This is a genomic window from Alsobacter sp. KACC 23698 (genome assembly GCF_045348435.1).
Lineage (GTDB): Bacteria > Pseudomonadota > Alphaproteobacteria > Rhizobiales > Beijerinckiaceae > Alsobacter.
In genome coordinates, this window is the sequence record NZ_CP157484.1 from 2852643 (window position 1) to 2865608 (window position 12966).

Consider the following 12966-nt stretch of genomic DNA (forward strand, 5'->3'; position numbering starts at 1 on the left):
AAGCAGCGGGAGGAACGACGTGAAATTGATGTCCTGCATGGCCGCGCTGGCCGTCGCGGCCCTGGGCGCGGCCGCCCCGGCGCGCGCCGAAGTCGCCGAAGTGCGCCTGACCCATCAGCCCGGCATGATCTACATGCCGATCATCCTCATGGAGATACAGAAGCTGGTCGAAAAGCGCGCCGCCGAGGCGGGTCTCGGCGACGTCAAGGTGAGCTGGGTGACGCTGACCAGCGGCGGCGCCTCGGTCGATGCGCTCATCTCCGGCAATATCGACTTCGTCACTAGCGGGGCGACCAACCTTCTGCTGGCGTGGGACCGCACGCGCGGCGAGGTCAAGGGCCTGGCGGGCTCGGGCGGCGCCCCGATGCTCCTGGTCACCCGCAACCCGGAGGTGAAAACGCTCGCCGACTTCTCGGCCAAGGACCGCATCGCCGTGCCCACCGTGAAGGTCTCCACCCAGGCGGTGCTGCTGCAGATCGCGGCGGAGCGCCAGCTGGGCGAGGCCGGGCGCAACAAGCTCGATCCGATCACCATCCAGCTCGGGCACCCGGACGCGGTCGGGGCGGTGCTCAGCGCCAACAACGAGGTGAACAGCCATTTCTCGCTGCCGCCCTACCAGCAGATCGAGCTCAAGGACTCGAAGGTCCACGCCGTGCTGAACTCTTATGACATCGTCGGCGGTCCGCTCAGCAACGCCGTCGTGTTCGGCAAGAAGAGCTTCGCGGAGGCGAACCCGAAGCTCACCAAGGCCGTCCTGGACGCCCTGGAGGATGCGGACGCGCTGATCAGGGACGAGCCCCGCAAGGCGGCGGAGCTCTATCTCGCCGCCACCGGCGAGAAGCTGACGCCCGACGAGCTGGTCGCCATGATGCAGCAGCCCGGCGTGGTGTTCTCCACCACGCCCTATGGGACGATGCTGCAGGCCGACCACATGGCGAAGTCAGGCATCCTGAAGACGCGGCCGGCGAACTGGCGCGACTTCTTCCTGCCCTTCGTCCACGACAAGCCGGGGACCTGAGCCCGGCGGCGGGAGGGCGCCGAAGGCCGCTCCGGTCAGTGCGCGGGCTGCTGCTTGGCCCGCGTCACGATCTGGGTCGGGTTGACGAAGCGCAGCGCGATCACCAGCCAGATCAGCGTCGTCACCATGTAGACCACCGCCATGGCGTCGATCGACTGGACCGCCCGCACGCCGGCGGCGAAGACGGCGTAGTAGAGCGCGACCACCAGCGTCTGGCTCGTCGGGCCCGCGGTCAGGAAGGTCAGCTCGAACATCGCGATCGTGCGCACCAGCACCAGCAGCAGCGAGGCGAGCACGCCCGGCAGCAGCAGCGGCACCAGCACATAGGCGAAGAGCTTGAACGTGTTGGCCCCGAAGAGCCGGGCCGCCGCCTCGACCTTCGGGTCGATCTGCTCGATGAAGGGCATCATCACGAGCACGACGAAGGGCACCGACGGGACGAGGTTGGCCAGGATCACGCCGCCCATCGTGCCGCCGAGGCCCGACTGGTACAGCACCGTCGCAAGGGGGATGCCGTAGGTGACCGGCGGCACCAGCAGCGGCAGCAGCAGGAGCAGCATCACGAGGCGCTTGCCGGCGAACTCCCGGCGCGCCATCGCGTAGGCGGCCGGAACCCCGACCAGGCCGGAGATCAGCACCACCGCGCCGACGATCTGGAAGGTCACGAGCAGCAGCTCGTCGAGCTGGAACTCGGCCCAGGCGGACGAGTACCAGCGCAGGGTGTAGCCATCGGGGAACCACGAGCGCAGCCAGCGCGTGGCGAAGGAGCTCATCACCACCGCCGCGATCATCGCCAGCAGGTTGACGACGAAGAAGATCATCGTGGCCCAGACGGCCGTGACCCAGAGACGGGCGCCGACGCTCCGCACATTCACCGCCATCGGATCAGCCTTTCGCGCCCGCGGCAGGGCCGCGATAGAACAATCCCCGGATCGACAGCACGATGGCGACGACCAGAAGCTGCACCGCGCCCATGATCATCGCGATCGCGGACGCCAGGGAGTAGTCGTACTCCTCGAAGGCGGCCTGATAGGCGGCGATCGAGATGACGCGGGTGGGCCCCGCCGGCGCGCCCAGCAGCACGGCGGACGGGAAGACCGAATAGGCCTGCACGAAGGACAGGCAGAAGGCGATCGCGAGCCCCGGCACCAGCAGCGGCAGGAAGACGTGGCGGAACCGCGCCGCAGCCCGGGCCCCCAGCGTCGCCGCGGCCTGCTCCAGCGCCGGGTCGATCCCGGTCACATAGGACAGCGTCAGCAGGAAGGTGAACGGAAAGCCCGTGATCACCAAGGACAGCACCACGCCCCAGTAATTGTGGATGAGGCGCACCGGGCTGGAGATCAGGCCCAGCGCCAACAAGCTGCGGTTGAGCCAGCCCTGCGGGCCGAGATAGTTCAGGAGCCCCTCGGCGACCAGCACGGTTCCGAGCGTGATCGGCAGGACCAGGATGGTGGTGAGCAGCCGCTGGCGCCGCATCAGCCGCACCCGGAAGGCGACCGGAACGGCGATCAGCAGGTTGAGGACGGTGGTCGGCAGCGCGATCAGAAGCGTCGTCCCGATCGTGTCGTAGAGGAAGGGATCGGAGAAGAAGCGCGCGTAGTTGCCGAAGAGGCCGCCGGCCTTGGGCCTGAACGAGAGCCACAGCCCATAGGCGAAGGGATACACGAAGAGCGCGATCAGCACGAACAGCGCCGGCAGCACGAGCAGCGTCACGGCGTCGAAACCCCGCGCCGCCAGGCGAAGGCGAAGAGGCGTGTCGGTCTGCATCACGAGGCCCCGTAGACGAGGATCGTCGAGGGCTGGGCCCCCAGGCGCACCGGTTCGCCGGCCGTGAGGCGACGCGACGAGCGGAAGAACAGCTCCGTCCCCGACGCGGTCCGGGCCGAGCCGAAGAAGTCGCGGCCGCGATATTCGATGGCCTCCACCGTCGCCGGCAGGCCGGGCGCATCGCTGGAGACGGCGATCAGGTCGTCGGGCCGGATCGCCGCATAGGCGGTCTGTCCGGTCACGGGCTCCTGCGCGATGGCCTGGAAGGCGACGCCCTCGGCGGACACTTCGACCTGCTGGCCGGCGGCGGACAGCAGGGTCACCGGGATCTGGTTGCGGAAGCCCATGAACTCGGCGACGTCGAGATGGGCCGGCCGGGCGTAGAGGTCCTCCGGCGTGCCGACCTGGCGGATCTCGCCATCGCGCAGCACGACGATCCGGTCGGCGAGCGACAGCGCCTCGTCCTGGTCGTGAGTGACGTAGATGGTGATCGAGCCCAGCCCCTGGTGGATGCGGCGGATCTCCTGGCGCATCTCCAGCCGCAGCTTGGCGTCGAGGTTGGACAAGGGCTCGTCCATCAGCACCACCGGCGGTTCGATCGCGATGGCGCGCGCGATCGCGACGCGCTGTTGCTGGCCGCCCGAGAGCTGCCCCGGCGACTTGTGGGCCTGGCTCTCCAGCCTCACGGTCTGGATGGCCTTCTCGATCCGCGGCGTCGCGGCCGCCTGGGGGACGCCGCGCATCTTCAGCCCGAAGCCGACATTGCCGCGCACCGTCATGTGCGGGAACAGGGCGTAGTTCTGGAACACCATGCCGAAGCCGCGATCCTCGGCGGGCAGCACGTCGATGCGCTTGTCGTCCAGCCAGATCGACCCGCGGGTCGTCGGCAGCAGGCCGGCGATGCAGTTCAGCGCCGTCGACTTGCCGCAGCCGGAGGGCCCGAGCAGCGCAATGAACTCGCCGCGCTGGATGTCGAGCGTGAGGTCCTTCAGGGCGTTCATGGTCCCGAAGTCGCGGCCGACCTGCTGGAGCCGCAGGGTCTTGAAGGAAGCATTGGCGGCCATGGAGCGCTCACGACGGTGTCAGGATGCGCCGTTGCGGCGGCGCGGAAAAGACTGGTGAGAAAAGGAACGGCGGCGCGAGACAGCGCCGCCGTCGACAGGCGAAGAGGACTTACTTGGTCTTCTTGGAGCCGATTTCCTCGTCCCAGCGACGGAAGGCGAGCACCATCTGGTCAGGCTCGAGCGGCAGCTCGAGCGGCACGTCGGCGATCAGCTTCTCGTATTCGGGGCGGCCGAACTCCTTGATGGCGGCCTGGCTCTCGGCCGGCGCCATCGTGATCGGGACGTCCTTCACGGCCGGGCCCGGATAGAAATAGCCCTCGTCATAGGTGAAGGCCTGCGCGGGCTTGGTCAGCATGAAGTTCATCACGTCGAGCAGCACCGCGACCTTGTCGTCGCTGAGGCCCTTCGGGATGCACATGTAGTGCGCGTCGATCACCCAGCGGAAGTTCTTCAGCGTGGTGATCTTGGCTTCCTTCGGCACGACGCCGAGGACGCGCGGGTTGATGTCCCAGCCGGTGGTCGAGACGATGATGTCGCGGCTGCCTTCGCCGAGCTCCTTCATGGTCGCGCCGGTGCCCGTCGGATAGTACTCGACGTTCTGGCCGAGCTCCTTCAGATAAGCCCAGGTCTTGTCCCAGCCCTTCATCGGATCCTTCGGGTTGGAGTCGCCCAGGATGTAGGGCAGCCCCATCATGAAAGTGCGGCCGGGACCGGAATTGGCCGGGCGGGCGTAGAGGAAGCGGTTGGGGTTCTGCTTGGCCCAGGCCAGGAGCTCCTCCACCGAGGTCGGCGGGGTCTTCACCTTGTCGGGCATGTATTCGAGCAGCGGCCCGGACGGGTAATAGGCGCTGACCACGCCCTGCCCGCGGGCCAGCGTCTGCATCATCGCCGCGCCCTTGTTGTAGATGTCGTCCAGCTTGGGCAGAGCCGCCTTGTGCTGTCCGAGCACATCCAGCCAGAGCTTCTGGTCGATGCCGGCGGAGAGCGCGTCCGTGCCGGTCAGCACGAGGTCGATATCGACCCGGCCGGCGTCCTGCTGGGCCTTGATCTTTCCCGGCAGCTCGGGGGCCGGCGCCTTGGTGAAGGTGAAGCGCGAAACCAGTTCGGGCTTGGCCTTGCGATAGGCCTCGAAGGCCTTCTGGCTCAGCGCCAGGTTGCCGGCCACGTCGACGATGTTGAGCGCGACCGCCTGCTTGGGCAGCGCCAGCTGCGCCCGCGCGCCGGAGGCGCCGAGAAGGGCTGCGCCAGCGGCTCCGCCGACGAAAGTCCGCCTGGTGAATTCGTGCGTCATGGTTTCCTCCGGTGATCGTCTTGAGCCATGGGCTTTTTGAGAACCCGCCGCATGGCGCGGCCGAGGGGATCCCCCGCCCGTCTTCGTTGAGGCACATTGATACACTAAAATATTAGTGGAGCAACCGGCAGGTTGTGCCACCCACAATCACGCACCGGCTCTTCCGACCCGGTTTCCTCAAGCCCGTTTCAGGCGATTGCGGCGGGCGCTAACGGGCCAGCCACGCGCCGAGCGCTTCGTTGACCGCGTCCGGCCGCTCGAGGGTCGACAGGTGCCCGCATTCGGGCACGACGACCAGCTCCGCGCCTTCCACGCCGGCCTGCAGCTCCTCGGCCTTGTCCACCGGCGTGATCGCGTCCTCCTCGCCGACCAGGATCAGGGTCGGCACGCCGATCGCCTTCAGGTAGGGGCGGGAATCGGCCCGGCCGATGACGGCCCGCTCCTGGCGCACGAACGCCTCGGGGCCGGTCTCCAGCATCATCGTTCGGACGATGCCCTCCAGCTCCTCGTCGTCGCGACGGGACGGATGGACCAGCGCGGCCCAGAGCGCGTCGTGAACCTTGTCGAACTCGCCCTCCTCGGCCAGCGCCATCAGGCGGCGTCGGCGCATCGTGGCCTCTTCGGTGTCTGGCCGGGCGGAGGTGTCGAGAAGCGCCAGCCGCGAGACCCGGTGGGGCGCCAGCCGCATGATTTCGAGCGCCACATAGCCTCCCATCGAAAGGCCGGCCAGCGCGAAGCGCGGCGGGGCCTGGCCCAGCAGGCGACCCGCCATGGCGGCGATCGTGGCGTCCTGGCGGTTATCGGCGAACACGATGGGTCGGTCGTGGCCGAACCGCTCGGCCTGGGGGGCAAAGAGGGCAGGCGTGCAGTTCAGTCCCGGGATCAAGACCAGGGGTTCCGACATACTGAGACTTTCCTTGGACTTTTTGCTGCTTTTGGGGGGGCTTCGCGACTTTGCCGAATTGACTCGATTCGAAATCTCTCTATGTATCCCTCATCCTTTGAGGAAACGGCCGACGACTGGTTCTGACGCGTCCTGCCCGCCCGCTTCCCGTAAACGCGCAACTGCGTCGATAGCCGCGCCGTGAGGCGGCATAAAGAATGAATTTTTCTGATCTCGGTCTTAGCGACAGGGTGCTCGAGGCGGTCACCGCTTCCGGATACACCCAGCCCACGCCCATCCAGGCGGAAGCGATTCCGCATGCCCTGGCTCGACGGGACGTCCTCGGCATCGCCCAGACGGGCACCGGCAAGACGGCGGCGTTCACGCTGCCCATGCTGACGATGCTGGAGCAGGGCCGCGCCCGCGCCCGCATGCCCCGCACCCTGATCCTGGAGCCGACCCGCGAGCTCGCCGCCCAGGTCGAGGAGGCGTTCGTCAAATACGGCGCCAACCAGCGCCTGAACGTGGCGCTGCTGATCGGCGGCGTCTCCTTCGGCGACCAGGACGCCAAGATCACCCGCGGCGTCGACGTGCTGATCGCCACGCCCGGGCGTCTGCTCGACCATTTCGAGCGCGGCAAGCTGCTGCTGACCGGCATCGAGATCCTGGTGATCGACGAGGCCGACCGCATGCTCGACATGGGCTTCATCCCGGACATCGAGCGCATTTGCCGGATGGTGCCGTTCACGCGCCAGACGCTCTTCTTCTCGGCGACGATGCCGCCCGAGATCCAGCGCCTGACCGAGACCTTCCTGCACAACCCGGTGAAGATCGAGGTGGCCCGCCAGGCTTCGACCGCCGCGACCATCACGCAGCGCCTGATCGGCTCCGGCTCCGAGCCGCACGAAAAGCGCGAGGTGCTGCGCAAGCTCGTGCGCCAGCAGCCCGACTTCAAGAACGCGATCATCTTCTGCAACCGCAAGCGCGACGTGCAGGTCGTTTACCGCTCGCTCGAACGCCACGGCTTCAGCGTCGCGGCGCTGCATGGCGACCTCGACCAGCGGGCCCGCATGGCCGCACTGGAGTCGTTCCGGAACGGATCGATCCAGCTTCTCGTCGCCAGCGACGTCGCGGCGCGCGGGCTCGACATTCCGGACGTCAGCCACGTCTTCAACTACGACGTGCCGCATCACGCCGAGGACTATGTGCACCGCATCGGCCGCACGGGTCGCGCCGGCAAGTCCGGCACGTCGATCACGATCGTGACGCCGGTGGACAAGAAGTCCCTGGCCGCGATCGAGCACATGATCGGCCAGCCGATCGAGTGGCAGGGCGAGATGCCGGCGGAAGGCGAAGCCGACGGCGAGCGCCGCCGCCGTCCTGGCGGGCGCAGGCCCGGCGGACGCGAAGGATCGCGCGGTTCGGGCGACGAGCGCGGACGCGGGACCTCACGCGAAGGCCGCGGCCGGAGCCCGGATGGCGAGACCCGGAGCAGGCCGCGGGCGGCCGAAGCCGAATCGCGGAGCCGATCGCCCGAGCCCGAAGCGCGCAGCCCCTCCCCGCCGACCGAGAGCCGCCCGCCTCGCCGCGACCGTTCAGGCGACAATGGGGGTGGCCGGCGCGAGCGCGGCCCCGCCCTGCCCGCCCCCGGCGAGACCCGGGTGGAAAGGCCGCAGCGGCCGCCGTCCCGGCGTCCGGACAACGACGACCCGCCCGTCATTGGGCTGGGCGACCACGTGCCGTTCTTCCTGCTCAGGCCCGTCAAGAAAATCTGACAGGTTGTAGACGGTTGTAGATGCAATTAGCCCTCTCTTAAGAGTGGTTGTGCAACTGTGGGTCCCATCAGTGATGGGAGTCGCCTATGGTTGCCTCTTCTGCGGAAGAACCGGCCATGAAACTGGCCGAGGAAACCATTCGGCGCATCGAGGCTCACGGCCCGTTGCCGGAGCCTCGGGCTTATGAAGTCTGGTACACGCATCTCGCCGGGTCGAATCGCTCCTTGAGCCGCGCGCTCACCGAGGAGCTGGCTGCGTCGCCTAGGCTCGCTAATCTCCAGATCGAGAAGCTCTACAACCAGTTCCTCTCGCCGAACCGGATGGCGGCCCAGGCCGAGAAGGCCAGCGTCGGCGTTCTCACCGAGATCGACTCAGTCGTCGGCCTCATCGACGAGGCGCTCGGCTCGACCAGCCGCTATGGCGATTCGCTGGAGGAGATCTCGAACGTCCTCGACGCCAAGCTGGACAGGAACCTCGTTCGCGACATCGTGAACCGGCTCGTCTCGGTGACCCAGGAAACCGTGGCCAACAACCGCGCCCTGGAAGGTCGCCTCAGGGAGACGCGCGGAGAGGTGCAGGATCTCCGGCAGGCGCTGGAATCCATCCGCACCGAATCCCTCACGGATCCGCTGACCACGCTGGCCAACCGCAAGCACCTGGACGCCACGATCACCCACGCCGTCGACCACGCGGCGCTGAGCGGCGAACCGCTGACGATCCTGATGATCGACGTGGACCGCTTCAAGGACTTCAACGACACCTGGGGCCACCTGACGGGCGACCAGGTGCTGCGCCTCGTCGCCATGTCGGTCAAGGGGTCCGTGCGGCCCAACGACACCGCCGCGCGCTTCGGCGGCGAGGAGTTCGCGGTCGTGCTTCCGCAGTCGTCCCTGAAATCCGGGCACATCGTGGCGGAGCGGATCCGCCAGACCGTCATGGGTCGCGAACTGGTGAAGCGCTCCACCGGCGAAGCGCTGGGCCGCATCACCATCTCGATCGGCGCGGCCTCGTTCGCGCCGGGCGACAACGCCACCCTGCTGATCGAGCGCGCCGACCGCTGCCTCCTGCACGCCAAGCGCACGGGGCGCAACAAGACGGTCTGCGAGGACGAGATCCACGGGATGCAGGACGTCGCCTGAACGGCCGCTTTCAGATGTCTCTCGCCGAGCGACGCTTCGGCTTGCGAGCCGGCCGCGCCGCCGCCTTGCGCCGGGCCGCCGACAGGGCCAAGCCGAACCAGATCCTCATCGCATCCGGATCGTCATAGGCGGCGTCCGGCAGGCGCCGGTAGCCCAAGGACTTCGTGACGCCCTTGGCCACGTAGCTGAAAGGCTCGAGCCCCTCGGCCAGGAAAGCCGGTTCACTCTCGCCGTCGACCTTAAGGTAGACGACGCCGCCCGCCTGCAGCGCCACCATCAATCCGTCCGCGAAGACGCCCACGCCGCCGAACATGCGGCGCGCCTCGACCCGCCCGGCGGGCGCAAAGAACTCCTCCAGGTCGCGAACGTCCATGCGCCGGTATCAGTGGGAGACGGCTTCGGACCGGTCCGCGGAGGCCGGGGTCAGCGCCACCGACTCGCCGCAGCCGCAAGCGGAGGTCTGGTTTGGATTGTCGAAGACGAATTGCGACGCGAGCTTGCCGGTGCGGAAGTCCATCGTCGTTCCCAGCAGGAACAGGACCGCCTTGGGGTCGACCAGGACGGTGACGCCCTTGTCCTCCACCACCTCGTCGCCGGGCCGCACGCTGTCGGCGTAGTCCATCGTGTAGGACATGCCGGCGCAGCCGCCGTTCCTCACGCCGACGCGAACGCCGACCAGCGGCGCCGTCGAATTCGCCATGATCTCCTTGACGCGGCTGGCCGCCGCATCCGTCAGACTCATGACCTTCAGCTTCGGGAGCATTCCCATGGGGGCTTTCTCGTCCTAGACGGCCGGGTTCAAGGCCCGGGCAGGATCAGGTCTCGCCTAATGTAAGCGTGCGCCGGCGCCCTGTGAAGGGCGCAGTTCTGCGGATGCCGTATGCACGCCGGCAAAGGGCGGCCTCACCACATGTCGAGCGCGACGCGCGCCTCGTCGGACATGCGGCTCTGGTCCCAGGGCGGATCGAAGACCATGTTGACCTTCGCGGACTGTACGCCCGGGACGGCCGCCACGGCGTTCTCCACCCAGCCCGGCATCTCGCCGGCGACCGGGCAACCCGGCGCGGTCAACGTCATGTCGATGGCGACGTTGCGCGCGTCGTCCACGTCGACCCGGTACACCAGGCCGAGCTCATAGATATCGGCCGGGATCTCGGGATCGTAGACGCTCTTGAGCGCCGCGACGATGTCGTCCGTCAGCCGATCGATCTCGGCCGGCTCCAGCGCCGACGGGATGTCGATATCGGGGCGGTTCGGGGCGTTGACGTCGTTGGCTTCGCTCATGGTGGGGGCTTTCTCATCAACCGAACAGAGCTTCGGCCTTTTGCAGGGCCTCGGCAAGGCGATCGACCTCCTCCAGCGTGTTGTAGAACGCGAAGGAGGCCCGGCATGTCGAGGTGACGCCGTAGCGCGCCAGCAGAGGCTGGGTGCAGTGCGTCCCGGCGCGGACGGCGACGCCGGACCGGTCGATCACCGTCGCCACGTCATGCGCATGGGCGCCCTTCATCTCGAAGGAGACGATGGCGCCGCGCTCGCGCGCCTGGCCGAAGATCCGCAGCGAGTTCATCGCGGAGAGGCGTTCCAGCGCGTAGTCGCGCAGCGCATTCTCCTGCGCCAGGATCGCGTCGCGGCCGATCGACTGCATGTAGTCGATCGCCGCGCCGAGCCCGATGGCCTGCACGATCGGCGGCGTTCCCGCCTCGAACCGGTGCGGGGGATCGCCATAGGTCACCGCCGCCTCGGTCACGTCCTTGATCATCTCGCCGCCGCCATTGAAGGGAGGCAGCTTGTCCAGCCAGCGCCGCTTTCCGTAGAGGACGCCGATGCCGGTGGGCCCATACACCTTGTGGCCGGTGAAGACGTAGAAGTCGGCGTCCAGCTCGCGCACGTCCACGGGCAGATGGACGGCGCCCTGGCTGCCGTCGACCATCACCGGGATGCCGCGCGCATGCGCGATCCGGATGATGTCGCGGATCGGCGTGATCGTCCCCAGCATGTTGGACATGTGGGTGATGGCGACGATGCGGGTCCGATCGGTCAGCAGCGCCTCGAACTCGTCCAGCAGGAACTCGCCCGCGTCGTTCACGGGCGAGAACTTCAGCACCGCGCCCTTGCGCTCCCGCAGGAAATGCCAGGGGACGATGTTGGAGTGGTGCTCCATGATGGAGATGACGATCTCGTCCCCCTCCCCGATCGCCAGCGCGCCGAAGCTGGAGGCCACGAGATTGATCGCCTCGGTGGCCGACCGGGTGAAGATGATCTCGTCCGTGCTCTCGGCGTTCAGGAAGCCGCGCACTTTCTCGCGCGCGTCCTCGAACGCCTCCGTCGCGGCGTTGGCGAGGTAATGCAGCCCGCGATGCACGTTGGCGTATTCGTGCTCGTAGACATGCACCATCCGGTCGATCACCTGACGAGGCTTCTGGGCCGAGGCGGCGTTGTCGAGATAGACGAGCGGCTTCCCATAAACCTCCTGGGAGAGGATCGGGAAATCCGCCCGGATGGCCGAAAGATCGAACGGCCGTGTGGGGGCTGAGGTCATGGCATCCATCCGTCCTTGCACGGAGGGTCGAAACCACCTCCGACGTCACCCCAGGCGGCGCGAAGCGCCCGGAAGGGGATCCACTCCGTCCCCGCCGCCGGATCCCCGTTTCGGCCCGCTTGCGCGGGCCGCCGGGGCTGACGGCGGAGAAGGAATGAAGCTACATGCGAGCCTTGAGCCAGGCCTCGACCACGCTTTCCAGGACGGCGCGGACGGCTTCGTCCTCGACCGTCTCCAGCGCTTCGCCGACGAAAGCCTGCAGCATGAGCGCCTCGGCGTCCGGCTTGGGCAGGCCGCGCGCGCGCAGGTAGAACAGCAGGTCGTCGTCGAGCTGGCCGCAAGTCGCGCCATGGGCGCAGACCACGTCGTCGGCGAAGATCTCCAGCTCAGGCTTGTTGTTCATCGTGGCGTTGTCGCCGAGCAGCACCGCCTGGCTCATCATCTTGCCGTCGGTCTTCTGCGCATGCGGCGCGACGATGATCTTGCCCTGGAACACGCCGGTCGATTCGCCATCCAGCACGTGCTTGAACAGCTCGCGGCTCTCGCAATGGGGAACCGAGTGGTTCACGACCAGCGTGGTGTCGGCGTGCTGGCGCCCGTGGAGCAGGGCCGCGCCGTTGATCGACGCCTTGGAGCGTTCGCCCGCGAAGGTCAGGAACACCTGGTGGCGCGTCAGCGCCGGCGCGGTCGCCAGGGCCAACGTGGCGAAGGACGCGTCCGCGCCGAGCCGCACGCCGAGTGACGACAGGTCGACGCCGCCCCCGCCGCTGGCGTTCAGGCGCACATGGTTCACCACGCAGCCGTCGCCGGCCAGGATCTCCACGGCCGTGTTGTCCTGGTGGGCCACCCCGGCGGGTCCCTCATGGGTCTCCACGAGCGTGACGGAGGCGCCGTCCTCGACCACGAGCAGCACGCGCGTGTAGGTGGAGCGGACCTCCGCGCCCGTCCGCGCGAAGCGGACCACGATCGGCTGCGAAGGCTTGAGCCCTGCGGGAACGCGGATCACCGCGCCGTCGCTCATCAGCGCGCTGTTGAGCGCCAGGACGGCGTCATCGGCCGTGATGCTCGCGCCGAGGCGGGAGAGCAGAGGATGGCCGGCCCCCATGGCGTCGGCGAGGCCCGCGACCTCCACGCCGGTCGGCAAGGCGCCGAGATCCGACAGGGTCGGGGCGAACTGCCCGTCCACGATGGCGATCAGGCCGCCCAGGGCCGCGATCGGCCCCATGGACGATCCGGCCACGGCGAGAGCGGCCGCCGAAGCGCCGTCCGCCAGCGGGGCCGCTTCGCGCAGCAGGGCGCGCAGGTCGGTGTATTTCCAGGCTTCGACGCGCCTGTGCGGCAATCCGGCTTCCGCGAAAGCGCCGAAGGCCTTTTCACGCGACGCCGCGTCGCCCGGGAGGCGCGCCCGGACGGAGGGAAACAGCTCAAGCAGCTGGTTCTCGGCCGTCGTCCGCATGGGAGTGACGTTGGGGATCTGGGACATGGGATCC

Annotated in this window: 13 protein-coding genes; 3 read left to right on the forward strand and 10 right to left on the reverse strand. The window is 68.0% G+C overall.

Annotated features, from left to right (window positions below; all coding sequences use genetic code 11):
- The first annotated feature begins 28 nt into the window (after positions 1 to 28).
- Positions 29 to 1018 carry an ABC transporter substrate-binding protein gene (locus ABEG18_RS13400; RefSeq protein WP_406858606.1) on the forward strand — a complete coding sequence of 330 codons (990 nt, stop codon included), beginning with the start codon at positions 29 to 31 and terminating at the stop codon, positions 1016 to 1018.
- A gap of 35 nt (positions 1019 to 1053) precedes the next feature.
- On the opposite strand, the gene ABEG18_RS13405 is transcribed toward ABEG18_RS13400, so the two are convergent.
- The 5 genes from ABEG18_RS13405 to ABEG18_RS13425 all read right to left on the reverse strand — a co-directional run bounded on the left by ABEG18_RS13405 (position 1054) and on the right by ABEG18_RS13425 (position 6044).
- Complete coding sequence (locus ABEG18_RS13405) at positions 1054 to 1899, reverse strand: ABC transporter permease (RefSeq protein ID WP_406853555.1); 846 nt, start codon at positions 1897 to 1899, stop codon at positions 1054 to 1056.
- Positions 1900 to 1903: 4 nt separating this feature from the next.
- Positions 1904 to 2785 (reverse strand): ABC transporter permease, encoded by an 882-nt coding sequence (locus tag ABEG18_RS13410; protein ID WP_406853556.1) that lies wholly within the window; start codon positions 2783 to 2785, stop codon positions 1904 to 1906.
- The gene (locus ABEG18_RS13415; protein WP_406853557.1) at positions 2785 to 3849 is read right to left on the reverse strand and encodes an ABC transporter ATP-binding protein; all 1065 of its coding nucleotides are present in this window, start codon (positions 3847 to 3849) and stop codon (positions 2785 to 2787) included. Before ABEG18_RS13415 ends, ABEG18_RS13410 begins: the two co-directional genes overlap by 1 nt.
- A 109-nt stretch (positions 3850 to 3958) precedes the next feature.
- Positions 3959 to 5140 carry an extracellular solute-binding protein gene (locus tag ABEG18_RS13420; protein ID WP_406853558.1) on the reverse strand — a complete coding sequence of 394 codons (1182 nt, stop codon included), beginning with the start codon at positions 5138 to 5140 and terminating at the stop codon, positions 3959 to 3961.
- A 208-nt stretch (positions 5141 to 5348) separates the two neighbouring features.
- Positions 5349 to 6044, reverse strand: coding sequence for an alpha/beta fold hydrolase (locus tag ABEG18_RS13425; protein WP_406853559.1), 696 nt, complete (start codon positions 6042 to 6044; stop codon positions 5349 to 5351).
- Between the two features lie 197 nt (positions 6045 to 6241).
- Here ABEG18_RS13425 and ABEG18_RS13430 point away from each other — a divergent pair, with 197 nt between their 5' ends.
- Together ABEG18_RS13430 and ABEG18_RS13435 are read left to right on the forward strand one after the other, a co-directional pair.
- Positions 6242 to 7798, forward strand: a complete 1557-nt coding sequence (locus tag ABEG18_RS13430) for a DEAD/DEAH box helicase (protein ID WP_406853560.1) — start codon at positions 6242 to 6244, stop codon at positions 7796 to 7798.
- 116 nt (positions 7799 to 7914) lie between these two features.
- Positions 7915 to 8937: a GGDEF domain-containing protein gene (locus ABEG18_RS13435; protein WP_406853561.1), complete on the forward strand. Its 1023-nt coding sequence runs from the start codon at positions 7915 to 7917 to the stop codon at positions 8935 to 8937.
- Between the two features lie 10 nt (positions 8938 to 8947).
- Here the strand turns inward: ABEG18_RS13435 and ABEG18_RS13440 are convergent, their stop codons facing one another.
- From ABEG18_RS13440 to sufD, 5 genes are all read right to left on the reverse strand, one after another.
- Complete coding sequence (locus ABEG18_RS13440) at positions 8948 to 9310, reverse strand: TfoX/Sxy family protein (RefSeq protein WP_406853562.1); 363 nt, start codon at positions 9308 to 9310, stop codon at positions 8948 to 8950.
- A gap of 9 nt (positions 9311 to 9319) precedes the next feature.
- Positions 9320 to 9700 (reverse strand): HesB/IscA family protein, encoded by a 381-nt coding sequence (locus ABEG18_RS13445; RefSeq protein ID WP_406858607.1) that lies wholly within the window; start codon positions 9698 to 9700, stop codon positions 9320 to 9322.
- A 140-nt stretch (positions 9701 to 9840) separates the two neighbouring features.
- Entirely contained in the window at positions 9841 to 10221 is a 381-nt protein-coding gene (locus ABEG18_RS13450; RefSeq protein WP_406853563.1) for an SUF system Fe-S cluster assembly protein, read from the reverse strand.
- Between the two features lie 16 nt (positions 10222 to 10237).
- Positions 10238 to 11476: a cysteine desulfurase gene (locus tag ABEG18_RS13455; RefSeq protein ID WP_406853564.1), complete on the reverse strand. Its 1239-nt coding sequence runs from the start codon at positions 11474 to 11476 to the stop codon at positions 10238 to 10240.
- A 160-nt stretch (positions 11477 to 11636) separates the two neighbouring features.
- Positions 11637 to 12959: a Fe-S cluster assembly protein SufD gene (gene sufD, locus ABEG18_RS13460; RefSeq protein WP_406853565.1), complete on the reverse strand. Its 1323-nt coding sequence runs from the start codon at positions 12957 to 12959 to the stop codon at positions 11637 to 11639.
- Between the last annotated feature and the right edge of the window lie 7 nt (positions 12960 to 12966).

Bases quoted from the DNA above. Each gene is read 5' to 3' on its own strand.
- ABEG18_RS13400 (WP_406858606.1), top strand. From the start codon at position 29: ATGTCCTGCATGGCCGCGCTGGCCGTCGCGGCCCTGGGCGCGGCCGCC.
- ABEG18_RS13405 (WP_406853555.1), bottom strand. From the start codon at position 1,899: ATGGCGGTGAATGTGCGGAGCGTCGGCGCCCGTCTCTGGGTCACGGCC.
- ABEG18_RS13410 (WP_406853556.1), bottom strand. From the start codon at position 2,785: ATGCAGACCGACACGCCTCTTCGCCTTCGCCTGGCGGCGCGGGGTTTC.
- ABEG18_RS13415 (WP_406853557.1), bottom strand. From the start codon at position 3,849: ATGGCCGCCAATGCTTCCTTCAAGACCCTGCGGCTCCAGCAGGTCGGC.
- ABEG18_RS13420 (WP_406853558.1), bottom strand. From the start codon at position 5,140: ATGACGCACGAATTCACCAGGCGGACTTTCGTCGGCGGAGCCGCTGGC.
- ABEG18_RS13425 (WP_406853559.1), bottom strand. From the start codon at position 6,044: ATGTCGGAACCCCTGGTCTTGATCCCGGGACTGAACTGCACGCCTGCC.
- ABEG18_RS13430 (WP_406853560.1), top strand. From the start codon at position 6,242: ATGAATTTTTCTGATCTCGGTCTTAGCGACAGGGTGCTCGAGGCGGTC.
- ABEG18_RS13435 (WP_406853561.1), top strand. From the start codon at position 7,915: ATGAAACTGGCCGAGGAAACCATTCGGCGCATCGAGGCTCACGGCCCG.
- ABEG18_RS13440 (WP_406853562.1), bottom strand. From the start codon at position 9,310: ATGGACGTTCGCGACCTGGAGGAGTTCTTTGCGCCCGCCGGGCGGGTC.
- ABEG18_RS13445 (WP_406858607.1), bottom strand. From the start codon at position 9,700: ATGCTCCCGAAGCTGAAGGTCATGAGTCTGACGGATGCGGCGGCCAGC.
- ABEG18_RS13450 (WP_406853563.1), bottom strand. From the start codon at position 10,221: ATGAGCGAAGCCAACGACGTCAACGCCCCGAACCGCCCCGATATCGAC.
- ABEG18_RS13455 (WP_406853564.1), bottom strand. From the start codon at position 11,476: ATGACCTCAGCCCCCACACGGCCGTTCGATCTTTCGGCCATCCGGGCG.
- sufD (WP_406853565.1), bottom strand. From the start codon at position 12,959: ATGTCCCAGATCCCCAACGTCACTCCCATGCGGACGACGGCCGAGAAC.